The organism is Chryseobacterium sp. POE27 (assembly GCF_039727685.1).
Taxonomy (GTDB): domain Bacteria; phylum Bacteroidota; class Bacteroidia; order Flavobacteriales; family Weeksellaceae; genus Chryseobacterium.
In genome coordinates this window covers 2,196,566-2,221,010 of sequence record NZ_CP152475.1, presented here as the reverse complement: position 1 = coordinate 2,221,010, position 24,445 = coordinate 2,196,566, and the positions used below count along the sequence as shown (strand labels likewise).

General features: G+C 39.1%; 22 protein-coding genes and 2 pseudogenes. 15 read left to right on the top strand and 9 right to left on the bottom strand.

Annotated features, from left to right (window positions below):
- The first annotated feature begins 69 nt into the window (after positions 1-69).
- The 11 genes from AAHI02_RS10505 (at position 70) to AAHI02_RS10455 (ending at position 8,005) form a co-directional block, all read left to right on the top strand.
- Complete coding sequence (locus AAHI02_RS10505) at positions 70-375, top strand: DUF3467 domain-containing protein (protein WP_029295596.1); 306 nt, start codon at positions 70-72, stop codon at positions 373-375.
- 211 nt (positions 376-586) lie between these two features.
- Entirely contained in the window at positions 587-1,237 is a 651-nt protein-coding gene (locus tag AAHI02_RS10500) for a Crp/Fnr family transcriptional regulator (RefSeq protein WP_346983213.1), read from the top strand.
- 123 nt (positions 1,238-1,360) lie between these two features.
- Entirely contained in the window at positions 1,361-2,206 is an 846-nt protein-coding gene (locus AAHI02_RS10495) for a DUF5777 family beta-barrel protein (RefSeq protein WP_346983212.1), read from the top strand.
- A 1-nt stretch (position 2,207) separates the two neighbouring features.
- The gene (locus tag AAHI02_RS10490) at positions 2,208-2,546 is read left to right on the top strand and encodes a cytochrome c (protein WP_346983211.1); all 339 of its coding nucleotides are present in this window, start codon (positions 2,208-2,210) and stop codon (positions 2,544-2,546) included.
- Between the two features lie 11 nt (positions 2,547-2,557).
- The gene (locus tag AAHI02_RS10485; RefSeq protein ID WP_346983210.1) at positions 2,558-3,103 is read left to right on the top strand and encodes a YceI family protein; all 546 of its coding nucleotides are present in this window, start codon (positions 2,558-2,560) and stop codon (positions 3,101-3,103) included.
- Positions 3,100-3,627, top strand: coding sequence for an ankyrin repeat domain-containing protein (locus AAHI02_RS10480; RefSeq protein ID WP_346983209.1), 528 nt, complete (start codon positions 3,100-3,102; stop codon positions 3,625-3,627). The genes AAHI02_RS10485 and AAHI02_RS10480 overlap by 4 nt, the downstream gene beginning before the upstream one ends.
- A 3-nt stretch (positions 3,628-3,630) precedes the next feature.
- Positions 3,631-4,179 (top strand): DOMON domain-containing protein, encoded by a 549-nt coding sequence (locus AAHI02_RS10475; protein WP_346983208.1) that lies wholly within the window; start codon positions 3,631-3,633, stop codon positions 4,177-4,179.
- A 31-nt stretch (positions 4,180-4,210) separates the two neighbouring features.
- Positions 4,211-4,381: a T9SS type A sorting domain-containing protein gene (locus AAHI02_RS10470; protein WP_346983207.1), complete on the top strand. Its 171-nt coding sequence runs from the start codon at positions 4,211-4,213 to the stop codon at positions 4,379-4,381.
- 336 nt (positions 4,382-4,717) lie between these two features.
- Positions 4,718-5,992 (top strand): ectonucleotide pyrophosphatase/phosphodiesterase, encoded by a 1,275-nt coding sequence (locus AAHI02_RS10465; protein ID WP_346983206.1) that lies wholly within the window; start codon positions 4,718-4,720, stop codon positions 5,990-5,992.
- 275 nt (positions 5,993-6,267) lie between these two features.
- A complete protein-coding gene (locus tag AAHI02_RS10460; RefSeq protein WP_346983205.1) occupies positions 6,268-7,563 on the top strand; it encodes a hypothetical protein in 1,296 nt (431 codons plus the stop codon).
- Between the two features lie 7 nt (positions 7,564-7,570).
- A complete protein-coding gene (locus AAHI02_RS10455; RefSeq protein WP_346983204.1) occupies positions 7,571-8,005 on the top strand; it encodes a hypothetical protein in 435 nt (144 codons plus the stop codon).
- An 843-nt stretch (positions 8,006-8,848) separates the two neighbouring features.
- On the opposite strand, the gene AAHI02_RS10450 is transcribed toward AAHI02_RS10455, so the two are convergent.
- The 4 genes from AAHI02_RS10450 to AAHI02_RS10435 form a co-directional block, all read right to left on the bottom strand.
- Positions 8,849-9,580 (bottom strand): DNA-binding domain-containing protein, encoded by a 732-nt coding sequence (locus AAHI02_RS10450; RefSeq protein ID WP_346983203.1) that lies wholly within the window; start codon positions 9,578-9,580, stop codon positions 8,849-8,851.
- A gap of 77 nt (positions 9,581-9,657) precedes the next feature.
- Positions 9,658-11,199 carry a fibrinogen-like YCDxxxxGGGW domain-containing protein gene (locus AAHI02_RS10445; protein ID WP_346983202.1) on the bottom strand — a complete coding sequence of 514 codons (1,542 nt, stop codon included), beginning with the start codon at positions 11,197-11,199 and terminating at the stop codon, positions 9,658-9,660.
- A gap of 470 nt (positions 11,200-11,669) precedes the next feature.
- A complete protein-coding gene (locus tag AAHI02_RS10440; protein ID WP_346983201.1) occupies positions 11,670-12,209 on the bottom strand; it encodes a hypothetical protein in 540 nt (179 codons plus the stop codon).
- 296 nt (positions 12,210-12,505) lie between these two features.
- Positions 12,506-13,561, bottom strand: a complete 1,056-nt coding sequence (locus AAHI02_RS10435; RefSeq protein WP_346983200.1) for an NAD(P)-dependent alcohol dehydrogenase — start codon at positions 13,559-13,561, stop codon at positions 12,506-12,508.
- Positions 13,562-13,723: 162 nt separating this feature from the next.
- Between AAHI02_RS10435 and AAHI02_RS10430 the strand changes: the two genes are divergently transcribed.
- Positions 13,724-14,623, top strand: a complete 900-nt coding sequence (locus AAHI02_RS10430; RefSeq protein ID WP_346983199.1) for a helix-turn-helix transcriptional regulator — start codon at positions 13,724-13,726, stop codon at positions 14,621-14,623.
- A gap of 62 nt (positions 14,624-14,685) precedes the next feature.
- Positions 14,686-16,014: a carboxylesterase family protein gene (locus AAHI02_RS10425; RefSeq protein ID WP_346983198.1), complete on the top strand. Its 1,329-nt coding sequence runs from the start codon at positions 14,686-14,688 to the stop codon at positions 16,012-16,014.
- A 59-nt stretch (positions 16,015-16,073) separates the two neighbouring features.
- Here the strand turns inward: AAHI02_RS10425 and AAHI02_RS10420 are convergent, their stop codons facing one another.
- The 5 genes and pseudogenes from AAHI02_RS10420 to lpxK form a co-directional block, all read right to left on the bottom strand.
- Entirely contained in the window at positions 16,074-17,546 is a 1,473-nt protein-coding gene (locus AAHI02_RS10420; protein ID WP_346983197.1) for an alpha-amylase, read from the bottom strand.
- A 46-nt stretch (positions 17,547-17,592) separates the two neighbouring features.
- Positions 17,593-18,690, bottom strand: a complete 1,098-nt coding sequence (gene dinB / locus AAHI02_RS10415; protein ID WP_346983196.1) for a DNA polymerase IV — start codon at positions 18,688-18,690, stop codon at positions 17,593-17,595.
- A 245-nt stretch (positions 18,691-18,935) separates the two neighbouring features.
- Positions 18,936-19,451, bottom strand: coding sequence for a thioredoxin family protein (locus AAHI02_RS10410; protein WP_346983195.1), 516 nt, complete (start codon positions 19,449-19,451; stop codon positions 18,936-18,938).
- Between the two features lie 79 nt (positions 19,452-19,530).
- Positions 19,531-20,356: pseudogene (locus tag AAHI02_RS10405) on the bottom strand (purine-nucleoside phosphorylase).
- Positions 20,340-21,366: pseudogene (gene lpxK, locus AAHI02_RS10400) on the bottom strand (tetraacyldisaccharide 4'-kinase). The pseudogenes AAHI02_RS10405 and lpxK overlap by 17 nt, the downstream one beginning before the upstream one ends.
- Positions 21,367-21,474: 108 nt before the next feature.
- Here lpxK and truA point away from each other — a divergent pair.
- Together truA and AAHI02_RS10390 are read left to right on the top strand one after the other, a co-directional pair.
- Positions 21,475-22,233 (top strand): tRNA pseudouridine(38-40) synthase TruA, encoded by a 759-nt coding sequence (gene truA, locus AAHI02_RS10395; protein ID WP_346986584.1) that lies wholly within the window; start codon positions 21,475-21,477, stop codon positions 22,231-22,233.
- Positions 22,234-22,542: 309 nt separating this feature from the next.
- Positions 22,543-24,303: an ABC transporter ATP-binding protein gene (locus AAHI02_RS10390; protein ID WP_346986583.1), complete on the top strand. Its 1,761-nt coding sequence runs from the start codon at positions 22,543-22,545 to the stop codon at positions 24,301-24,303.
- The last annotated feature ends 142 nt before the right edge of the window (positions 24,304-24,445 follow it).

Genomic DNA, 24,445 nt, shown 5'->3' with positions numbered 1-24,445 from the left:
TTGAGGTTTGAATTTATTTTTATATTTTCACAACCTCAAAATTTCGAATAAAAAAAATATTTTATAACAATGGACAACAATCAAAATCCACAAGACGGAAACATCAACATCGAATTAAACGAAATGGTAGCAGCTGGTATCTATGCTAATTTAGCTTTGGTAAACCACTCTCCATCTGAATTCGTAGTAGATTTCATCCAGTTAATGCCAGGTGTACAACAAGCTAAAGTAAGATCAAGAGTTATTCTTGCTCCACTTCACGCTAAGAGAGTACTTTCTGCTCTTCAGCAAAATATTGCTAACTACGAGCAGCAATTCGGAGAAATCAAAGAAGTTGAACCTTTCGTATTAGGAGGTAACAACGTAAACGCTTAAGATTTACTCATAATAAATACAATGCCCCATTTTTCGATGGGGCATTTTTTATGATAAATGATTATAGAAAACATATTTGTGATTAACTGAGTAATTAAAAGCTATAATAGGTGAAGAATTCTTATGAGTTTATAAATTGTGTTAATAGATTAAAAAAGTAACATATAGAAATGACATTTTTATATCTTTGCTTCCATATATGGTATAGGATATGTTAAAAAATCAATTTATTATTAACAAATTTGGCTTTTTAGGTGAAGAATTTTTATCTCAATTAGACAAACATGCGGTTGTCACAGAGATTAAAGCAAAAACAGAAATTACTCGGGACGGACAGAAAAATAAATTTGTCCCTTTTTTGGTAAAAGGTTCAATCAGGGTTTTTACTTTAAACGACGGACGCGAGCTTATTTATTATTACATAAGAGCAAATGACAGCTGTCTGATGACTTTCTCTTCTATTTTCACAGATTACGTAAGCAGGGTATATGCTGTGGCTGAAGAAGATTCTGAGGTGATGCTGATTCCTGTATCGGTAGTTCACGAATGGCTCATTGCCTTTCCGGAGATCAACAGGGTTTTTTATCACGAGTATGATAAAAGATTTTCAGATGTGATGAGTATGGTAAATGATGCTGTATTCCATAGGCTTGACAAGAGAGTTCTGAATTATATCAGACAACAGATTTCACTTACAGGGAACAATCCGATCAAGCTCACGCATCGCGAAATTGCCAGCAATCTGGGAACTTCAAGAGAAGTAATAAGCCGTGTTTTGAAAAAAGTGGAGAATGAAGGAGAGATTATTCAGACCAGAGAAGGCATACAAATGCTTGTAGATAAAAATGTTATACAAGACTAACTAATTCTATCTAATTCATTTAACAATCCGATTGATAAAAACTATCCGGCTGGTGACTTTTATCACACGTTTTTGATACCATAAGTTTCTAAGTTTGTCATACTAAATTTTAATATAAGCTGTATGACAAAAACTGTGTTATTGTTGTCATTATTGATTTCGGGTTTAGCTTTCGCTCAGGAAGACTTGCTGAAAGATATTGACACCATTCAGACAAAAAACACCGACACTTCTCAACCTGCCTTTAAGGCATTGCAGATTGTCACCGGGCAATCTACAAAACTGGCGGCAAAGAATGAATGGTACATTGTTGTAGCACACCGTTTCGGAGATGTAAGTAAAGGATTTAAAGACTTTTTCGGATTGGATGATGCTTCTACCAAATTAGGAGCCATTTATGGGGCCACAGACTGGCTTTCATTCAACCTGTCAAGAGAAACCAATCAAAAGACTTTTGAAGGAGGAGCCAAATACAGATTATTCAGGCAAAGCGAAAACTTTCCTGTTGATGTAGTAGGGTATAATGTACTTGCGGTAAATACGGATCTTAAAAAAGACAATTATCCGCACCTTCAGTTTGGAGACAGGCTTTCTTACCTTACCCAGGCTTTGATTTCAAGGAGATTTAATGATGATTTTTCCTTGCAGCTTACGCCGTCTTATGTTCACAAAAATCTTTATGACCCGAATATAGAAGACAAGAACCAGTTTCTGGCAGGTCTTGGAGGGAGATATAAAATTTCAAAAAGAATATCCATTAATGCAGAGTATTTTGTGAACTTTGATAATCACAGCTTTTACAAAAATCCTTTGTCATTAGGAATGGATATTGAGACAGGGGGCCACGTTTTCCAGCTGTTGTTTACGAATTCCCAGATCAATTCGGATATCGGGTATCTTACAAATGCCACCGGAAAGTGGGAAAAAGGACAGATTTTCTTCGGGTTTAATCTTTACAGAGTTTTTTAAAATGAAAAAGTTTATATATATCATTTCATCGGCGGTTCTTATGGTTGCTTGTGAAAGCAGAACTTATGAAGAGATCTCAGACACAACACCTGTTGCAGAAACAGTAACCTATAATAAGGATGTAAAAGCCATCATTGATGCCAATTGTGTGAGCTGCCATTCTCCGGGAGCGCAGGCTCTTACCAATTATACTCAGGTTAAAAATAATATCGACAATATTATCGACAGGATTACCAGACCAAACGGAGATCCGTTGAAAATGCCGCAGGGAGGAAGTCTTTCACCCGCACAAATCAATATAATCACCAAATGGAAAGCCGATGGGCTTACCGAAAACTAAAAAGTATTCTTATGAAAAAGCTGATATTATTCATCGTTTTGTTCATCTCCGGCAATTTTATTTTTGCTCAGAAATATATGTCCAAAACGGGAAAAGTAACATTTGAGGCTTCAGTACCTCTTTTTGAAGATGTTTTTGCGCAGGATGACAACAATGTTGTAGTTCTGAATACAGACAACGGAGAAATTGCTTCAGTTTCAGTTGTTAAAAACTTCCATTTTAAAACGAAGCTCATGGAAGAGCATTTCAATGAAAGCTATGCTGAAACAGCAAAATATCCAAAGACCACGTTCAGTGGTAAAATTGTAAACTTTGATAAGTCGAAGCTTTCTTCTTCCCCTCAAAAATATACCATTCAGGGAACGCTCAATTTTCATGGGGTAGCAAAAGCGTACACGTCAAGTGCTACAGTTTATGCCAAAGACGGGAAAATCTATATGACCGGAGGATTCGTAGTAAAAGCTGCAGATCATAAAGTGACCATCCCTAAAATGGTCATGAAAAAGGTTGCCGAAACGGTAAATGTGGAGTATAACTATGTTTTGGTAAAGCAATGAAAAAATTAATAGTAATGCTAAGTGTGTTTCTTGGATTCACACTTACATTCGCTCAGGATAAGGCGAAAACGATCTTTGATATTGCCCGCACCGGAACTGTGACGGAAGTGAAAGACCTGATGAAAAAGGATCCCAATGTCATCAATGAAACTAATGAAAGCGGATTTTCTCCTCTTATTCTCGCCTGTTACAGAGGCAATGTGGAGGTTGCTAAATTTTTGGCAGACAATGTAAAAGATATCAACTACAAAAGCAAGGAAGGAACGGCACTATCAGGACTTGCCTTCAGATACAATAAAGAGCTTGTAGAGTATCTCCTGAAGAAAAATGCAAATCCTAATATTGCGGATGCCAACGGAACAACCCCTCTATTCTGGGCTGTGAAGTCGGGAAATAAAGAACTGGCGGAATTATTACTCAAATATAAAGCCGACAAAACCATAAAAGATTCGCAGGGAATGACTCCTTTTGAGTATGCCCTGCAAACCAACAATAAAGAAATAATTAATCTCTTAAAAAATTAGCGAATGAAAAAAGTTCTACTTACTTTATCAATGGCTCTGGCAACAGCTGCACAAGCTCAGTTCTCATCGGGAACGGTAAGCCTTGGGTCAACAGGAATGACTGTAAAGTTGGTAACATCACCAACTCAGGTTACCATTACATTAACTGGATCCGACACTACTTATCTTGGAATAGGATTCGGAAATGTGGGAATGGCGAGTGGTGCAGACGGGTTTGTGTATAATGCGAACTCTACAACTAACGGTGGACTGGATTATACTTTCGGAGGTATTGGAAGTATCTCGGCAGATGCTGTTCAGAACTGGACAATGACTTCCAATACAACGTCAGGTGGGATTAGAACCGTAGTGGCTACAAGATCTCTTAGCGGAGGTACAGGTGATTTTGCTATTGCCAATGCTCCCGCAACTATAAATATATTTTATGCAAAAGGCCCTGGTTTAAGTCTTCAGTATCATCAGACGAGAGGATATGCCACTTTAACGATGGGAGCAGTACTGGCAACAGGTGAAGTAGCAGCAGAAAACAAAAAAAGTAGTGCTGTATCCTAATCCAGCAAAAGAAACTTTCAGCTTCAAAAATGTGGACAAGATTAAATCGGTTGACATCTTTGAATCAACAGGAAGAAAGATCAGAACAGTAAAAATGGAGGGTAATGAAATCAATGTTTCCGATCTTAAATCAGGAAATTACTATTTGGAAATTGCTTTAAAAGACGGATCAACTGCTTTCGAACAGTTAATCAAAGAATAGTCGAAGGATAAGCAAAAAATAATCAATGGCCACTGAAAAGTGGCTTTTTTCATTTTTCTTCTCATTATCAATATTTAACAGTCAAAGTTTAAGCACACTTCGTAATTGCGAATGCTTTTAAATTTTTTATGATTCTATTATTTTTTATAACGCAAAGTTTTAATTCAACTTTACATACTTTTAGAAAGCAAAGGCAAATAAAATCTTTGCGTCAAAAAAATGAATGTTGATTTTGTAACATTTAATCAAATTTAAACAGGCTTTTAATGTTTTTTTTAACCCGCCAGACTTTCCTGTCACAATTTCAGAAGCTACCTTTGCGTAAACTTTTAAATAATGAAACAGGCACTACAATTATTAGTGTTGATTTTCTCGCTGACGGTTTTTGGTCAGAATGGAAATACAGATACCGCCCAGGTTGTTATTCCGGGAAGGTACAACAGCGTTGAAGCACAGGCAAAACCTTATGTAATCATGATTTCGGCAGACGGTTTCCGGTATGATTATGCGAAGAAATATCATGCTGAAAATCTCTTGAAATATTCAAACGAAGGCACTCAGGCAAAAGCCATGCTCCCAAGCTATCCCAGTATTACTTTCCCCAACCACTGGAGCTTAATCACTGGACTTTATCCTGCACATCATGGTCTTATTGATAATTATTTCTACGATTATAAAAGAAAAGAACCCTACGCCAAAAGCAATAAAAAAAATGCAGAAGACGGCACCTGGTATGGTGGTTTGCCACTATGGGGACTGGCAGAAAAACAGGGAATGCTTTCTGCTTCTGTAATGTGGGTAGGATCAGCAAGTGATGCGGGAGGAGCACGACCTACCTATTATTACCCTTATCACGAAAAATTTTCCCCGGAAGAAAAAGTAAATAAAGTGATCGACTGGCTCAGGCTGCCGATGGACAGAAGGCCTCATTTTATTTCCCTCTATTTTCCGGAAGCTGATGCAAACGGGCATCATTTCGGTCCGGATTCCAAAGAAACAGAAGAAGCTGTTCATAAGATCGATCAGGCTGTCGGGCAATTGGTGCAGAAAGTGAAAGAGCTGGGATTGAAAAATGTAAATTTTGTTTTCGTTTCAGATCACGGGATGATTAAAGCGGACAATGAAAATCCTCTCGAAATCCCTCAATTGCTTCTGGACAAAAATAGATTTGATATTTACAATTCCCAGACCTTATTAAGAGTTTACGTTAAAAATCCTGATGAGGTCAAAAAGGTTTATAAAGAACTGAAAGCCAATAAAACTGGAGGTTATAAAATCTATTTGGATAAGAAATTTCCGGGATCCCTTCATTTCTCAACAAAAGATGACCGCTACAGCAGGATCGGGCAGATCCTTCTGTTTCCTGAAGCTCCCAGAATATTTCTGGAGAAAGGAGAGAAGTCCACCGCGGGGAAACATGGGTACAGCCCAAAGACCGTCCCTGAAATGAAAGCGACATTTTATGCCTGGGGTTCAGCATTTAAAAGGAATATAACTATTAATGAATTTGAAAATGTGAATGTATATCCGTTGGTAGCCCATATCTTAGGATTAAAGATCAATGGGCCTGTCGATGGCAAATTAAAAGTATTAAAGGAAACTTTAAAGTAAAATACTTCACGCTCAAATCTCTTTAATATTACTTATAACAAGTTTGGTTAATTGATCGGCGACTTTTGTCCGGAAATTGATGCTGCGAAAAATTGACTTATACTTAATAATTTCTTATGTAAAATAGCTGCTTCTTCACTGTCGGGATTCTTGCATTTAGAAAATACTACTTTAGATAGTACACCTCATATCATATAGCAGTGACAAAATTCATATTTATATTTCACCTTTTCAGAATTATTAAAATATATTTGCAACCGAAAATTTGATTTGGTATGAAAAAGAATTATTTGCTTTTATTTATTTTCATCAGCGGGCTGATATTATTCTCATTGTGGTCCTGTTCAGAGGAACCTTTGGAAGGTGGTATGATTGAAAATCATAAAGACCCGCTTTCTTATATAAGAAATGAGTATATAAAAGGAAGAAATGAATTATTGGGAAAGACCATTGAATGGGAAAAAGCACGGGAGTATAAAAACACCCAGAAGGAAACTATTTTGATTACGGTGCCGATCAAAAATGGCAGAAAAAATCTCATAGAAGAGCTTACCTTCAGGATCGATAATCATAAAGTATCGGGACATCTTTGGAAATTTACTTCGGATACCTCATTTTCTCCCGATGATTATGAATTGACTGCTCACCAAATCATGGAGAAAATGAGCGGTCGGGTTTCTTATATTTCTCTGGAAGGATCTTTCCGGTATGAAAAAATAATTGTTGAGGGCCGCTTCGTGGACGAAATGGGAAAAGGTGGCTCTGGACCGATGGATTCTCCGGGATGCAGAGGATGTCATGGAAATATTGATGAAGTCATAATCCCGGCACCGGGAGGCGGAGGACCGTCAGTTCCGCCAAGCAACCCTTCAGTACCTATTCCCGATATCATTATTATTCCTCCGCCACCAAGCCCGCAAGAGGAAAAGTGTAAACAGGCCGCGGCAGGCTCACAAAAAGCGACCGATCTCTCTAAGAATTCTAAATTTTCGGCTGCTAAGCAAGGGATATTGAATGCGTTTGGACAAAACGGTGGAGAAAATGGGGTCGGCTTCGGAAGCAATACTGCCAATGGTCCGATAGATGCTACAGGTATACAGTCATTGGGAGCGACTTCCGGAAATATTAATAATCCTTTCGCTTATCCGATCGCTGATATGCACAACCACCCCCAAAATACGGCGCCCTCGGCAGGTGACGTATACAGCATGATGTTTTATCATAACCAATACAATACGTTTAACACAAGATATGTTGTTCTTTCGAATGGTACTGTTTATGCTCTGACTATTACAAATGCAGATGCGTTTGCTAATTTTCTCAGTAATTATCCGCCCAGCCAGCAACCTGGATACGCGCCTAACTTTCCAACTGCATTAAATTATGAATATACAGATATATATACCTATTATAATGGAACACAGGAAATGGCTTTGGCATTTATTTTAGATAAGTACAATGCCGGAATAGCACTTACAAAAATGGATGCCAGCGGAAATTTTAAAAAGCTGGGTACAAGAGAAAATACAAATGGAGATAATAAAGTTTATAGTGAAGATAATTGTAAATAATATGAATATGAATTTGTTAAAAATAACGTTATTAATATTAACCCTGCTTACTACTGCTATTAGTGCTCAGAAGACCATTACCAGTAGAGAACAATTCAATACACTGGGGCGGTCAACGCAAAATTACCAAGGCAAACCTTTAGAGTATTTTTTGAAAGACTTACAGGTAGAAATAAAATCAATCAGTTATCTGAAAAAAAGTGAAGAAGGGCCTAATCAAATCATCTTACGATTTGATACCAGAGCAACATATAACAAATTAAGAGAACAAGGCATTATGCCGGCAAGAATCACGATTTGGTTTTATGACAATAAGGAAACGCAACAGGCATTTAAAGATTTAAACGCATATGGCCTTTTAGATGTACGTTCTGTTCATCAATTTAAAAACCTATTGATTGCGAAAATATTGAGCACTTCCAACCAGCCCGTCGTTAGATAGTTCTTTGAATGAAGTACAGTCCTTATTATTCTCAAGACAATTGATGAACGCACTGAAACTAAGCAATTAAATATCTGACGTTATGAATAGCTGTAATTTATAAGTCCTGACCCTTGGTTAAGTCTAGTTCACGTAAATAATGAATATAATCTTAATCAAAGCATAAGATTTTCAACAGTGAGTTTTATACAATTACATAGATGTTTACAGCAAAGAAAAGGAGACCGCTTAAGTTCTCCTTTTTATTTCCACCTTGTCATTGACTCCGTCGAAATAACATTCATCGACTAAAAGGAGATAATCTTCGATTTCCGTAGGAATCCCGACCTCGTCGATAACATGCGCATGGAAAGATTCGTGTTGAGATCCCTACCGGGATGACAATTGGGATGGTAACGAGGCCCTTTGACATCTTAAACCGACCGCTTCTAAATTCCCCTCCAGAGGAGTGGAATTTTTAAGTTGTCCTTCTTATCATTTGCAGTGAGACTTTTCAATAGTTGGCTTTGCGTTCTCTTTTAAGTGGAACGGCTTTGTGAAACTAATAAGCATTATAGATAAAAAAAATCTTAGTGTGTTCCGCGTTCAAGAACAATGTGATATACGGTGCCAGGCTGAGCGGAGTCGAAGCCACAAAAAAACTCCGGCCGGGAAATCTTTCCCAAACCGGAGTGCATTCATACTATAAAACTATCCTGCTAAAAGCAGTCGGTTTCCGAGAGGTGTTCTCATCGACCGATGAGAACACCTTGTCACGCTCGAGATAACCTCCTTATCACGTCCGATGAGAGCATCTCTCATCGGGCGACATGATCACCTATCGAAAAAGTGAATGTCATAAACTTATGCTACCGTCAGTATTTTATCGAGAGTTGCTGTCCTGACATCTTTTAATAAAGCCCCGCTGCTATATTGCGTCACCACTTCCAGATGATACGTTCCCGTCGGTAATGCAGGAATCACCACAATAAGCTCCGAAGGATTGTTCGTCACCATATCGCTTTCCTCCACCATCGTCCTTACATTAGAAGTCGTGTTCACAAAGAATACCCCGATGAAAGGATCGTTACCCGCAACCTTGATCTTGCTTCCGGCAATCTTGAGGTTTCTGCCCGGAGTCAAAAGATCGTTTACCGAACCGCTCTTTACATCTGTCACTTGAAGAATCGCGGCAGAAGCCTCTGCCACACCCAGGATTTCAACTTCAATATTGGGGATCTCTGCGCGTAGCTTCTCTCCCTGGTTGAACTGGAAGATGATGCTGTGCTTATCTTTATTAAAAGTCTCTGACGGACTATCGAAGACCCCACGGATGGTGGTATTGGCTGTAAAGTAGCCGGTATTAATGGAGTACCCGTCACACAACTGATACACCATTTCTTTCAGGAAAAGCTCTGTAGCATGCTCCATTGCTGAAGCCGAGATATCCGCCCCGCCACGATTGGTGGCTGACTGGCAGATCTGCTGCACATTGAGACTTCGCTCGCTTGCGGTTCTGGCGGTGAAATCATTTGGATTGTCTTTTGTTAGAACGTTATCGTATAAATAGGCTTTTATTTTATGTAATATTGACATTGTAGTTGTTTTAATTATTGTTTGTTTAAACCTTCAAGGTTTCCAATACCTTGAAGGTTTATTTGTTAGTTAAAATACTATCTTACCCATGTAGATGCCCATGGATCACCACCAGCTGTCCGATTAGCATATTGATATGTAAACAACCAATGTACTCCACTACCATTACCACAGTCATGATACATTTTTGGCCAACCATTGGCATCTTGACTACCTGTACAGCTACCTACGTCCCATGTCCAGGTTCCTATCGTTAGAATTGATGTATTGTTAATAAAATCCTCCGGTGCTCCAGATCTATGCCATGTTCCAAGTCCCATGTAATTATTATCTGAATTTCGGAGAGCCAAAATAGCAGGACCTCCGCTCTGAGAGGTTGTTTTATTGGCATAGCTTGTAGAAGAATTACCTGCTCTCAACTGAACTTGTGAGCTTAAATTTGCTATTTGTATTACCATTGTACGTGATAAGTACCCACTTATATTTGGACTTGTCATTTCAGTACTCTGTGTAGGCGCCGAAAGACTTGAACCATTAACCCCCAGGAGCATCCATCCTCCACCATCAGTTGTCATATCACAATATGATTTCATTGGGGCATAAGTGCTTCCTGCCTGATCAATATCTACATAATAAACTCCATCCGCTGTTGTTAACCCTTTATCCTTGATTTCCTTACAAGTAGCACAAGGTCCTAAATAAATAGTACATCCGCCTGCTGTCGTAAAGGTTACGGCACCATTATTTGTACCTGTATACGTACCGGATAAAGTATAAGGTAAATTTCCGCTGGTACTATAGGTCCCTGCTGTAAGAGTAAGTGTAAGCCCGTTCTGGGTAATAGTTTCCGCCGCGTATGTACAAGCTCCTCCGGTGTATGGTAATGTATAAGTACCAGAATAAGCCGTTCCGTTGATCAGTCCATTAAGCCTGTATTCAGGTAATACACTTGACCAGGATCCTGCGCTGCAGGTAAAGATTGGGTTAGGAGCTACACTAATCGTTTTAACAGAATTCAGTGTAAGTTTACTCCACGTCGCCGTAAGCGTTCCGCAGGCAGTCGGAGTTCCTGATAAAGTATAGGTTACCGTGACACTCGCTCCTGCAATCAAAGTGCTGGAAGCTGTACTCACTGATGCCACCGAAAGACCGGTAACCCCTGAAAGAGCTAAGTCTGACGTACTGAAAGCAATCGTAGCGGTGCTGAATGAATTATTGGTCAGGGTAACGGTGAATGTATTAGATGCAGTCATTGCTGTTCCTGCCTTATAAGTTCCGTTGAGAGCAGATGATGTTACAACTACTGCCGGTACGGAAGAATTAGACAGCTTCTGCCATACGCTTCCGTCAAAATAATAGTATCCTTCGGCAGTAATATTGGCAGTTTTGGTACTTGGAGAGGCAACCGCTGAAAGGGCATAAATGATCGCTCCTTTGAGGTCAGGAGTATATTTTGTGTCAGCAATTTTGATCTTATCACCTTCTAATTGAGGAATAATCAATCCTTCTGCTTTACTGCCGTCTGTGGTTTTTCCGGTAATATCGAGGGTCACTTTCGGAGATGTATTGTTAATCCCCACTTGAGCTTTTATAGCTAAGCTGAATAACAGAATAGCCATTGTAATTAAAATGTTTCATTGTTTTGTATTTATGTTTGTTGTTATATTTTAAAAGACTAATTGGTATGGGCTTCGACAGGCTCAGCCTGACACCGTGAACACTAAGTGCACGAAGATTTTTTATATACGATGTGTTTTTTAGTTTCACAAAGGCGTTGCACTTATAAGAGCTTGCAGAGGTTTTAGAGTTTGAGGATCAATTTCATTCTCGATATATTTTTCTTCACTTTGTTACGAAAAAACACTCGAATTGACGAAACACGAATGGCACTAATGGTTGAACACTCAATTCACAAATGTTGTATGATTTTCTTTGCTGAGATCCCTACGGGATGACAAACGAGATGGATAGTGAATGACCATTTGCGGCGAAGGAAAATCTAAGATTTTCAAAACTGATGTGTTCTTTTTGGTTGCAAAGTTTTAACTACCTTCTTATATGACTGATGTGTTAAAAAAACTCTTGTGCCTTATGATTGAAGCAAAGGTGGAGGACGACCGAAATGGTTGATGGTGATATGGTTTAGCTGGAAAGGATGAAAAGAGATCTGAATATCTTTTTCTTGATCCCTTCTTGTGCTTATAAATAAAATAAAAGAAGATGGTATTATTTTATGCTGAAGCTTTACCGGAAAAGAGCTTCCGATAAAAGCTATTGAAGATGAATTAAAAAAAAGTCCAAGCTTATGTTTACTTATTGGACTACTCTTATAACAAGTATTTTCCGTTGGACTACTTGTGGACTTCTTATGAGAAACTTTGAGGGAGGATGTTTTGGTCACAACCCTGGACCACTTTTTAAAAGAGTCTTTTCTAAAGTTTTGACGGGAAATATATATTGGAGAATCTGCATACAAATACGAGTCTTCGGATACGAAGACTACAGAATCGGAGGATACAAAAGTTTGAGCGCTTAACAATGATGATACCAAGACCACCAAAAAGCACAGCAACACCACGCGAAAGCGTTTGAGGGAGAGGGGTTTTGAGGGAATTATTTGTAGTTTCATTATTTTGTGTAAAAAAAGTAGTCTAGGTTAGACTACTTTTTTTACATAAGAAACTAATCACCATAAAAGATAGTAAAAAACAGATGAAAAACGGTGAAAAATTCCAACTGTTTTGCGACAAAATTTTAATGATGAGTTTAAAAGCAAGAAATTAGAAAGCAATATCTTATGTTTGGAAGTAAAAAGAATTTGTTTACATTTGTAGCAGAAAAAAAGTAGTCTAACCTAGACTACTTTTTTAGCTCTATAAAAAAAGATTCTTCAGAAGAGTCTTATCTATTCAGATGTGAAGAAAACTATAAAGACTGCATATCAATCACAAAGCGGTATTTTACATCACTTTTTAGCATTCTTTCATACGCTTCATTAATCTCGTTCATTTTGATGAGTTCAATGTCGGAAACAATATTGTGCTCACCACAGAAGTTCAGCAATTCCTGGGTTTCGGCAATACCTCCGATCAGGGATCCGGCTACAGAACGTCTCTGGAAGATCATTGGTACCGTACTTGGCTTGGTTTCCTCAAACTGTCCTACGAATCCTACCAATACCAGTGTTCCGTTCAGTGCCACGGTCTGCATATAAGGATTGATGTCATGCTCGTAAGGTACGGTATCAATGATTACATCAAATTTACCTCTTACCGCGTCCATCTGATCCTGCTCTGTGGAGATCACCACATGATCTGCCCCTAGTTTTTTAGCATCTTCGGTTTTACCGGGTGTTCTTGAGAATAAAGTAACTTCTGCGCCCAGCCCTTTTGCCAGTTTAATGGCCATATGTCCCAACCCGCCAAGTCCTACTACCGCAACCTTAGAGTCCGGGCCTACATTCCAGTGTCTCAAAGGTGACCACGTAGTGATTCCTGCGCAAAGAAGAGGGGCTACCGCAGCAAGATCAAGGTTTTCAGGAACACTCAGAACGAAATGCTCACCGACCACCACTTTCTGGGAATATCCTCCGAAGGTTTGGCCACCAAGGTGCTTATCTTTTCCATTGTAAGTCCCTGTAAAACCGTTCTGGCAGTACTGTTCAAGGTCGTGCTTACAGCTGTCACAGTGTCCGCATGAATCTACCATACATCCAACGGCTGCCAGATCTCCCACCTTGAACTTGGAAACTTCACTGCCGACATTGGTGATTCTTCCCACAATCTCATGCCCCGGAACTACCGGATACATGGAGCCGCCCCAGTCATTTCTTGCGGTATGGAGATCCGAATGACATACCCCGCAGTAGAGGATTTCAATCTCAACGTCTTTTGCGGTTACTTCTCTTCTTTCAATGCTCATTTCGGCCAGATCTGCAGTTTTGGATTCTGCGCCGAAAGCTTTTACGGTGAATGTGCTCATTATATTTAAGTTTAGTTAGTCAGAATAATTTTTATGTTGCAAAAATCGTTGCTTTCTGTGTAATCATACTTATACAGATTACAGAATGATGTACCAATTTTACCTTGACCGCAAAATCTGCGCCTTAAATGTGGTAATTTTGATCTCCGTAAGAACTTCAGTATGAAAAACCAGGTAGACTTTATCAGCAGCATTTCCGAATACAACAAAATGACAAATCACGAAACGCTCCATCCGCTGGTGAGTGTGATTGATTTCTCTATATCTGATCCTATCTGCCAGTTCAGAAGGATGTTCGGGTTTTATACGGTATTTCTGAAAGATGTCGTTTGTGGTGATATGTATTACGGTAAAAACAGCTACGACTACCAGGAAGGAACGCTGGTCTTTATCGCACCGGGGCAGGATTACGGAATTGATAATGACGGCAATTATATACAGCCGGCAGGTTTTGCACTGCTGTTTCATCCGGATCTTATCAAAGGAACGAATCTGGGTAAAAATATCGGGGATTACAGCTTCTTTTCCTACGAAGTGCATGAGGCATTACATCTTTCAGAAAAAGAAAGAGAGATCATCCTCGACTGCTTCAAGAATATCAGGTTCGAGCTGGAACATTCCATCGACAAACACAGCAGATCTCTGATCGTTAATAATATCGAACTCTTTTTAAATTACTGCATGCGGTTTTACGACCGGCAGTTCATCACCAGGGATCATGTAAACCAGGGAGTAATAGGGAAATTTGAAAAACTGCTGGATGAATATCTGGCATCCGAAAAACCTAAAACGATCGGGTTCCCGATGGTCAATTACTTTGCCGAGCAGCTGAATCTTTCGGCGAATTATTTCGGTGATTTAATGAAAAAAGAACTCGGCATTTCTGCACAGGAATGTATTCACAACAAACTTATCGAAGCTGCAAAGAAGCAGATTTCAGACCCTGCAAAATCCATCAGTGAAATCTCTTATGACCTGGGATTCAAATATCCTCAGCATTTCACAAGATTGTTTAAGACTAAAACAGGAGTATCCCCGTCTGTATATAAAGCGTTAAATTAGCAACGTATTGGTTTAAAAAAGATAAATCACTACATTTAAGGTGAAACATAAATTGTTCGTGGATGACAACACAGCAGCATAAGGGAGTTTATACCTTTTATACTTCTTTCGGAAAAATTTCAGCAGTAAAGGAAAACGGCGTTATCAAAGCCAAAAGCATTCGGTATGCCCGTTCCGAACGATTTAAAAAACCTCAACCAATAGATTATGTTAATTCACACGAAATTGCTGATAAAACTCCGGTATGTCCGCAGAATGTAAGTCCGTTGCTGGACAGACTGATCCAGAAGACGGATGTGGAGATGTTTGTGCCTGAAGAATCAACCCAATTTCTAACAGTTACACGTCCTGAACATTTTAATGATGATGAAAAGCTCCCGGTAATCGTATGGATTCACGGAGGTTCCTACGAAATAGGATGTGGTGATCTTCCTACTTCCGATCCTTCCGTCTGGGTAAAAGAACAACATATCATTGTGGTTTCGGTTTCATACCGTTTAGGGCTCTTCGGATTTTTGGGAGGCGATAAAGAAAGACCTGCCAATCTTGGGTTGTATGATATTATGGCCGCTCTGGGATGGATTAAAAAATATATCCGTGATTTCGGGGGAGATCCTGAAAATATTACGATGTTTGGACAGTCGTCAGGAGGTGATGCCATTGCTCATCTCATGATCTCGGAAGGAGTGAAAGGTTTGTTTCAAAGGGCGATTATTCACAGTGCGCCGCTTGGTTTCAGGAACAGAAGGCAAAGTATGTCTCTTGAGTTTTTCAGGAAGACGAATGCTTTAAAAGATGAATCTGATCCTTTAAAGATGGTAGAAGGCTATATAAGCTTTTTACCTTCATTCAGAAAATACGGTTTGAAAACCTCCATGCCATTTTGCACGCAATACGGCTATCCGCCTTTATGCAGGGAAGAAGAAAGTCTTGATAAATGGAAAGAGAATGCGAGACAATACGATGTTCTGATTGGCTCCAACCAGGATGAAACTGCCTTCTACGTTAAGACGGCGCAGCAGGGAATTTACACTTATCTGCCCCATAAAATTCTCAATACCATCGTAAGAAAAACTACAGAGTCGATTTATGAAAAACCAGCCAGGCTCTTTGCAGAGAATTATGCAGCCGGTGGCGGAAACATTTATCAGTTTACCATTCAATCAACATTAAAGGATAATTATATCGGAGCTTCCCATTGTGTCGATCTTCCCCTGATCTTTGAAAATAAAGAAGCCTGGAAATCGGCAGAGCTGCTTAAAGATGTTCCTTGGGAATATATTCAGGAAAATGGAAGAAAGCTTCGCGCGCTTTGGGCAGAATTTGCCAGAACCGGAGCTATTTCAGAACATTCCGAAAGACCGGAAATACTTGCGTTGAGAAAGGTTTAATTTTAGGTAAACACAAATGACACTGATTTAAATAGCGGTGTCATTTGTGTTTAAGAGTATTATTCAGGAATCCAGACACTCACATTACCTGCCGGAACCGGGAAATTTCCCCATCCGTTTTCATCAATCGTTACTTTGTCCTCAAATCTTCCGAGGGCATCATAAAACGTTTTACCGACATATCTTTCACCTATCTCCATAGGTTTCTCGTAGGCTTCTTTGTTGCTCAGAACGACCGCACATCCGGAATGTTCATCATCTCCCTCCCGAGTCCATCCAAGGCAATTCGCATCTTCAAAATAATCCCGCTGCTCGCCGTAAGCGTGATCTTTTCTTGCTTTTAAAAGTTCTTCAATACCGTCTACCTTATCCAGAAATATTTCCTGGTCATTGCCTTCTCTGTCTTTGTCAACATAATGAGCACCATAGAGATCCGGGTAAAATACACACGGATAGCCATCTTTACGAAGCAGGATCAATGCATAAGCTAAAGGTTTAAACCAATTTTCTACCGGGGCTTCCAGATCCTGTAACGGCTGGGTATCATGATTATCGACCAGACTTACCGAGTGAAGAGGATCAGCCTGTGTAAGCGTTTCATCAAAAATCCTCCGAAGATCATAAGAATCACCTTCATTGGAAGCGGTATGGAAATTATTCTGCAGAGAACTGTCGAACAGGCTCATACATCCTTCCGTCACTTCTATATATTTCTGAAGAAGGTTAAGGTAGCCCGGAGCCCAATATTCACCAACCGCAAAGATATTTTTCCCTGAGTTGGAACGAAGCAAAGTGAGCCATTCTTTATAAAAATCAAATGAAATATGTTTTAAAGCATCCAGCCTTACACCATCGAAATCTGTTTCATCAAAATACCATTTTGCCCAGTTGTTCAGTTCCTCCCGTACGAAAGGATTGCGGTGTTCCACATCATTGAACATGAGGTAATCATAATTGCCTTTTTCATCATCGATCATTTCTTCCCAGTCGGTTCCGTATTCATTTTTGATTTTGTAGATGTGGGATTCCATTCCTTCGGCATAATCTACCCCGCTGAAGCAGGTATAATTCCATATAAAATCAGAATATTTATTTTGGCGTCCGGGAAAGGTAAATTTGGTATAAGACTGTATTTCTATTTCACCTGAAATGATTTTTTCTCTGTTTTCCTCATCCACTTTCACGGCTTTGAAGGTTTCAAGCTCATCTCCGCCGCCTTTATGACCGAGGACGATATCAACAATCACTTTGATGTTTTTCTCTTTTAAAGCTTTGATGGCTTTTATGTAGTCTTCTTTGGTTCCGTATTTTGTGGGAATGCTTCCTTTTTGATCAAACTCCCCCAGATCATAAAGATCATAAGCGTCATAACCGATAGAGTAGCCGCCGTTGGCGCCTTTGTATGCGGGAGGGAACCATACTGATGTAATTCCTAATTCAGCCAGATAATTTGCATTTTTCTCTGCTTCCTTCCACAGTTTTCCATCTCCTTCCGAGTACCAGTGGAAGTATTGAATCATCGTTTCATTCATAAAATTGTAAAATTTGGTTACTACAATGTAATAAAAATTTTCGAGATTATTGATCTTCAAATTCTCTAAACGGAATTTTTAGTTGAACGGAGACGAGTTTTTTCTCCTCCGTGTTCAGCTGCGACAGTGATAATCCCAGCAGCCGTACAGGTTTGTCGAATGGTCGCAGTTCCCAAAGCTGTTTTCCGGTATTGAAATATTGTTCTGCAGATGAAAAATATTCTTCCCTGGTGATACTTCGCGTAAAGAGGGAAAAGTCTTTATATTTAATTTTAAGGGTCAGCGTTCTTCCTAAAATATTATTTTTCTGGAGACGGTTCTGAAGTTCTTCGCTCAGGCTTTGCAGTTTTTCATTGATCTGCTGTTCATCGAAAAGGTCTTCAAAAAAGGTTCTTTCCACCGCCACACTTTTCTGGATCCGGTGAGGCTTTACTTCCGAATTGTGAATTCCCCGGACCACATGATAATAATACGCTCCGGATTTCCCGAACATCCGGGTCAGATCTTCAATCGATCTTTTCTTTAAATCTTTTCCTTTATAAATGCCTAAACTGAACATTTTGTTCGCAGTAACTTTCCCGACACCGTAAAATTTTTCTACCGGCAGGTCTTCAAGAAAGCTTTCCACTTTATCGGGATGAATCGTTTTCTGCCCGTTCGGCTTATTGATATCTGATGCTACTTTAGCCAAAAACTTATTGATGGATATTCCTGCGGAGGCTGTTAGTCCGGTCTGTTCAAAAATCTTCTGACGGATTTCCCTGGCGATCTGGTTGGCAGATTCTATATCTTTTTTATTTTCGGTAACGTCGAGATAAGCTTCATCCAAAGATAGAGGTTCTACGAGATCGGTATATTCATAAAAAATCTCCCTTATTTTTCTTGAAATCTCTTTGTACCGCTGAAACCTTGGTGAAACAAAAATGAGATGCGGACATTTCTCTTTGGCTGTTTTGCTGGGCATGGCAGAGCGTACTCCGAATTTTCTGGCTTCGTAACTTGCCGCAGCAACAACGCCCCGATGTTCTCCCCCCACCGCAATCGCCTTGCCTTTTAGGGCAGGGTTATCATGCTGTTCTACAGAAGCATAAAATGCATCCATATCGACATGAATAATTTTGCGAAGGGGAAAAGAAGAATCCATACCGCAAAGATATGGATTCCTGTATTCTTTAATTTAGATTAATTTCTTTTGTCTTGAAACAAAAGAACAAAAATTCAAGACTTGGAAACTCTGACTAAAAATAAAATCTGTTCTCTAAAAATCCCAAAACTCGCGCGAATCAAAATTTGTTCTTCGTATCAATTGATATATCGCGCTCAAACAGTAGAATTTTCTTAACGTTCACAGAGTTTATTTTTTTAACGTCTACATTTCCTATGTCAGTGTTATTTAAGCAATTTATCAATGGTTGCCTGGATATCGGGATCTTCCGGTGAGACAGCGTAATATTTGGCAATGGCAGATTTATGATCGATGACCATATATCTCGGGATCCAGTTGAGGTCGATATAATTATTGAAGTCATTTTTCCAGCCTGATGCGAACCAGTAATTTTCTTTGTCTTTCATCTCAAATCTTTCCAGGCTTTTGTCGAAACCTTCTTTGGATCGGTCTAATGACAGGAAGACGAAATCGATATTCTTATTATTGTCTTCTAATTCTTTGGCTTTCGGAAGTGCTTTTAAACAATCCCTGCACCAGCCGGCCCAGAAATCAAGCACCAGAACCTTTCCTTTATGCTGATCCAGAATTTGCTGCATAGTGACCGTTTTACCTTCTTCATCTTCTACCTTCTGAAGGAGTGCTTCTTTGGGAAAATTGGTCTTAAGCACTTTAGGAGTCTGCTGTGAGCAGCTTAATCCGAAAACTCCGATCATAAATAATAACAACAGCTTCTTCATTTTAAAAATCATTATACAAATCTAAAAAATGAAAAGCAATTAGGACGTTATCAACGGAAATTTGTACTATTGAAAAATTCTATAATGACTGAGGATAGTTTCTGACCAAACCTTTTACAACGGTTATAACATTCGGCATTGCCTTATTGGCAGCATTCAGAACTTCCTCATGCGAAACGGAAAAAGCGATGTCCGGACCGCCGAGATCTGTAATCACAGAGATTCCGAAAACATCCATTCCCATATGTCGGGCAACAATTACTTCGGGAACGGTACTCATTCCTACCATATCGCCACCGATGGCTTTGATCATCCCATATTCTGCAGGGGTTTCAAAAGTTGGCCCCTGAAGGGCAACATAAATTCCCTGGTGAGTGTTGATGTTGTTTTCAGAAGCTACCTTTTCAGCAACAGAAATCATCTTCTTGCTGTACGCTTCGCTCATATCCACAAACCTTGGTCCGAAAGAATCGATATTCCTTCCACGAAGCGGATGTTCAGGCATCATATTGATATGATCTTTAATAATGGCAATATCTGCAATCTGATACTCAGAATTTACTCCGCCGGAAGCATTGGAAAGAATAAGATTTTTTATTCCCAACATATGAAAAACTCTGATGGGAAAAACTATATTTTCAATAGAATGTCCTTCATAATAATGGAAACGGCCGCTCATCATCAGAACTTTTTTTGCCTTCCAGGATTCCATAAATCAATTTTCCGTTGTGGCCGGCCACCGTTGTTTGCGGAAAGTCAGGGATTTCAGAATATTCCAGCGTATGAATGGCTTCTACCTCATCCTGTAATTTTCCTAATCCCGATCCTAAAACAATTGCAAAGTCGGGAGTTTCTTTAATGATATTCTGTATGAAATCTGCAGTCTTCTTAATTTTTTCTAACATAATCCAGAATGATTTGGTTAAATTCTTCCTTCTTGTCAATAATTACATTGATCGGCCAGTAATAGACGATATCTCTGAGGTAGTCAAAAGTTTTAAGGCGTACATAATCTTTTTCAGTCGTTAAGATCAATTTGTACTCGCCTAATTTTTTATATTCAGCGACAATATTTTTGATGTCAGCTTCCGTAAAATTATGATGATCTCGGAATTTCAGATGTTTTACCCTTTGTGAAAACTTGGCAAGATGATTCAGCAGTGGTTTTGGGTTGGCAATTCCTGTGATGAGAAGAATATCGTAATAATTCAGGTTGTTATCCGGAAGCATTTTTTCTTTGCCGTACACATTTTCATCATAACCTATCGATGAAAAGAATACTTTTTGCCGCCCCGAAGGTCGTATCCGTGAGATGTAATACTGTTTGGTTTCTTCTGTAAGTTCATCGGGGCATTTGCTTACCATGATGATATCTGCTCTTTTAGATCCCGATCTGGATTCTCTCAGATCTCCTGCCGGAAGAAGATGATCTTTAAAATAAGGATCATTAAAATCGGTCATCATGATGGTGAATCCCGGTTTTATGGCTCGGTGCTGCATCGCGTCATCCAATACCAATACATCCAGATCCATATCGGCGATTACTTTTTTTAGCACCGGGAACCCTTTCTTCCGAAACGGCGATGACGAAACGGTTCTTAAAGCGTTCAAACAGCTGCATGGCTTCATCACCCACCATTTTGTAGTTGCTTTCATAGTTCGTCACGGCATAGCCTTTCGTGAGCCTTCCGTAGCCTCTGGAAAGCACTCCCGTTCTGTAATGTTTGGATAAAAACTTAGCAAGATACATCACCATAGGCGATTTTCCGCTTCCGCCCACAGAAAGGTTACCGACACAAATGATCGGAGTTCTGAATTTTGTCGACTTAAAAATTCCCAGATCATACATTGTGTTTCGGATACCCGTTACCATGTGATAACCTAGCGAAAAAGGATAAAGGTACCATCTTTTCATACGTTGCAAAAATAGGGAATTTCGCATGGATTTAGCTTACTATGGTAGTTACTTTTCGAGATTTATTTTAAAAAATGTGTTCATGATTATCATTTAATTAAATTAATTTTGCAGCGTTATTTTATTACATTGAGATATTTTATTGAATTTTCGTACAACGGTAAAAACTATTTTGGCTATCAGATTCAGCCGAATGCAGTTTCTGTGCAGGAAGAAATGGAGAAGGCACTTTCAACGATTTTAAGGGAAGAAATAAAAACTACCGGCGCGGGTAGAACGGATACCGGCGTGCATGCAAAGAAAATTTTTGCTCATTTTGATATGGAAAAAGTATTGGATCAAGATCTTTCCAGAAAGCTGAACAGTTTTCTGCCACCAGATATTTCGGTGAAAAGAATTTTCCGGGTAAAAGATGATTTCCATGCCCGTTTCGATGCCACATACAGAACATATGAATATTATATTTCTTTGGAAAAAAATCCTTTCACGGAAGATTCTGCCTGGCAGCACTGGAGGAGGTCTCTTGATATCGACAGAATGAATGAAGCGTGTAAGATTCTTTTTGAATATGAGGATTTTACCAGCTTTGCCAAGCTTCATACCGACAACAAAACCAATATCTGCAAAATTTACAAAGCAGAGTGGGAGCAGAAGGGCAGCGAGCTGAAGTTCACTGTTTCCGCGAACCGTTTTCTCAGGAATATGGTACGGGCGATCGTGGGAACGATGGTAGATATCGGTGCCGGAAAATTAAAGCCTGAAGATCTCCGAAAAGTCATTGAAAATAAAAACAGGAATTCTGCGGGTACTTCTGCACCGGCTCACGGACTGTATCTTGTGGATGTAGGGTATGATTTTGATTTTTAAAGATTCTGGTTTTTAACACAAAGATTTTTTTATTACTGACTGCTTTTAAGTTACACAAAGCCGTTCCACTTAAAAAAAGCTCACAAAGTTTAGTGCATCTGCCAGATCTTGGAATGTAGAGTTATTTGATTCTTTACCATAGTTTTCAAAATATACAGAGGTATGATATAATATATAAAATCATCTATATCATAAATCGGGATCATCTGAAATTTTCATGAGTATTTCATCAAGTTATAAAGCATGTAAAATTTTAAAGTCTTATTTTTGCATAGGATTTTTAATATAATTCTTTCTTCAATTCGTACAATGAAAAAACAAGATACCTGGGGTATTGTCAAAAGGCTGTTCTTTATCGGAATGAAGTTCCGTTCATGGTTCGTCCTTACGCTGATTATCTCCATCATACTGGCAATCGTTTCTACCTACCGGCCTTACCTTACCATGGAAGTCGTGGATAACGATATCACAAAGCTGCAGGATAAAGCTTTAATGATGAAGCATATCTACCTATTGGTAGGACTGGTATTTGCCGAAACGGTTTTAAATTTCTTTCTGGTGTATTTTTCCAATTATATTTCACAAAATGTAATCAGGGATATAAGGCAGAGACTTTATCATAAACTTATTTATTTTAAAACATCATTCTTTGACAAAACGCCGATCGGGCAGCTGGTAACCAGAGCTGTAGGAGACGTGGAGACAATAGCTACAGTTTATACGGATGGTTTTCTGATGGTTTTCGGGGATGTTTTGAGAATCGTTTTTGTATTAATTATGATGTTCAGTACCAATGTACATCTGAGTTATATTACACTTGCCATTTTACCGTTAATGGTCGTTATTACCAGGTTTTTCCAGAAAAGGCTTAAAAAAGCTTTCGGAGATGAAAGGACCTGGACTTCCAATCAGAACTCTTTTGTTCAGGAGAGACTGGCCGGGATGCCGATCATTCAGGTGTTCAACAGGCAGGAATCTGAATTTAAAAAGTTTGACGAAATTAATATTACCCTGAAAGATGCCTTACTGAGAACTGTTTTCATTTTCTCTTTATTCTTCCCTGTGGTAGAACTGATCTCTTCGCTTTTCATCGGGTTTATCCTTTTTTATGGCGGATATATTACGATCAGTGCCGGAGTGGTGATTGCATTTATTCAGTATATTTCTATGCTGATTCGCCCTTTGAGACAGATCGCAGACCGGTTCAACAATATTCAGAGAGGTATTGTGGGAGCCGAAAGGGTGTTGGGATTAATGGATGAAGAAAACTCAATGCCGAATACCGGAACCGTACAGAAAGATCATTTTGACGGAAAAATAGAATTCAGAAATGTACATTTTGCATATGATGAAAAACAGGAAGTATTAAAAGGAATCGATTTTAAAGTGAATCCTGGAGAAACGGTAGCTATCGTTGGGGCTACAGGTGCGGGGAAATCAACCATTATCAGCCTGATTACAAGATTATACGATATCAATTCGGGAAATATCCTCATCGATAATATTGATCTTAAAGATTATGAACTGTATTGCCTGAGAAGTCATATCGGTGTCGTTTTACAGGATGTGTTCCTTTTCCACGGAAGTATTTTTGAAAACCTTTCATTTGGTGACGACACCATTACCCTTGAGCAGATCAAAGCAGGAGCAAGGGAAATTGAGGTAGATGAGTTCATTGAAAGCCTTCCTGGCGGATATGATTATGTGGTAAGTGAAAGAGGATCCTCGATTTCACTCGGCCAGAGGCAACTTTTGTCTTTCCTGCGGGCCTATCTTTCCGATCCGAAAATCCTTATCCTGGATGAGGCGACATCATCCATAGACCACGAAAGCGAAAAACTGATCCAACGGGCAACGGAAAAAATCACGAAGAACAGAACCTCCATTATTATTGCCCACAGGCTTTCCACGATTGAAAAAGCAGATAAAATTATCGTCATGGAACATGGTAAAATTGTAGAAGAAGGCAAACATCTTGAACTGCTTGATAAAAACGGATATTACGCAACTTTGTACAAAGCTCAGCTGAGACATGAGGTCGAATTGGAAGAAGAGAAAAGCAATACATAATTCAAATAAAAATATAGAATAAGAGGTTAAAATCAATAACGGTTTTAGCCTCTTTGTTTTATAATACTGATGCAGAACTTTAGATTATTCCTTAATTTAAAGATCGTCCACCGATCTTCAAAGGATTGTTTAATTTTTAGGG

What these genes read in the sequence shown, in the direction of transcription:
- AAHI02_RS10495 (WP_346983212.1), top strand. Translation starts at nt 1,361, where the DNA reads ATGACAAAAACTGTGTTATTGTTGTCATTATTGATTTCGGGTTTAGCT.
- AAHI02_RS10445 (WP_346983202.1), bottom strand. Translation starts at nt 11,199, where the DNA reads ATGGCTATTCTGTTATTCAGCTTAGCTATAAAAGCTCAAGTGGGGATT.
- AAHI02_RS10490 (WP_346983211.1), top strand. Translation starts at nt 2,208, where the DNA reads ATGAAAAAGTTTATATATATCATTTCATCGGCGGTTCTTATGGTTGCT.
- dinB (WP_346983196.1), bottom strand. Translation starts at nt 18,690, where the DNA reads ATGGATTCTTCTTTTCCCCTTCGCAAAATTATTCATGTCGATATGGAT.
- AAHI02_RS10465 (WP_346983206.1), top strand. Translation starts at nt 4,718, where the DNA reads ATGAAACAGGCACTACAATTATTAGTGTTGATTTTCTCGCTGACGGTT.
- AAHI02_RS10440 (WP_346983201.1), bottom strand. Translation starts at nt 12,209, where the DNA reads ATGAAACTACAAATAATTCCCTCAAAACCCCTCTCCCTCAAACGCTTT.
- AAHI02_RS10485 (WP_346983210.1), top strand. Translation starts at nt 2,558, where the DNA reads ATGAAAAAGCTGATATTATTCATCGTTTTGTTCATCTCCGGCAATTTT.
- AAHI02_RS10435 (WP_346983200.1), bottom strand. Translation starts at nt 13,561, where the DNA reads ATGAGCACATTCACCGTAAAAGCTTTCGGCGCAGAATCCAAAACTGCA.
- AAHI02_RS10390 (WP_346986583.1), top strand. Translation starts at nt 22,543, where the DNA reads ATGAAAAAACAAGATACCTGGGGTATTGTCAAAAGGCTGTTCTTTATC.
- AAHI02_RS10430 (WP_346983199.1), top strand. Translation starts at nt 13,724, where the DNA reads ATGAAAAACCAGGTAGACTTTATCAGCAGCATTTCCGAATACAACAAA.
- AAHI02_RS10500 (WP_346983213.1), top strand. Translation starts at nt 587, where the DNA reads ATGTTAAAAAATCAATTTATTATTAACAAATTTGGCTTTTTAGGTGAA.
- AAHI02_RS10460 (WP_346983205.1), top strand. Translation starts at nt 6,268, where the DNA reads ATGAAAAAGAATTATTTGCTTTTATTTATTTTCATCAGCGGGCTGATA.
- AAHI02_RS10425 (WP_346983198.1), top strand. Translation starts at nt 14,686, where the DNA reads ATGACAACACAGCAGCATAAGGGAGTTTATACCTTTTATACTTCTTTC.
- AAHI02_RS10450 (WP_346983203.1), bottom strand. Translation starts at nt 9,580, where the DNA reads ATGTCAATATTACATAAAATAAAAGCCTATTTATACGATAACGTTCTA.
- AAHI02_RS10480 (WP_346983209.1), top strand. Translation starts at nt 3,100, where the DNA reads ATGAAAAAATTAATAGTAATGCTAAGTGTGTTTCTTGGATTCACACTT.
- AAHI02_RS10455 (WP_346983204.1), top strand. Translation starts at nt 7,571, where the DNA reads ATGAATTTGTTAAAAATAACGTTATTAATATTAACCCTGCTTACTACT.
- AAHI02_RS10420 (WP_346983197.1), bottom strand. Translation starts at nt 17,546, where the DNA reads ATGAATGAAACGATGATTCAATACTTCCACTGGTACTCGGAAGGAGAT.
- AAHI02_RS10475 (WP_346983208.1), top strand. Translation starts at nt 3,631, where the DNA reads ATGAAAAAAGTTCTACTTACTTTATCAATGGCTCTGGCAACAGCTGCA.
- AAHI02_RS10505 (WP_029295596.1), top strand. Translation starts at nt 70, where the DNA reads ATGGACAACAATCAAAATCCACAAGACGGAAACATCAACATCGAATTA.
- AAHI02_RS10410 (WP_346983195.1), bottom strand. Translation starts at nt 19,451, where the DNA reads ATGAAGAAGCTGTTGTTATTATTTATGATCGGAGTTTTCGGATTAAGC.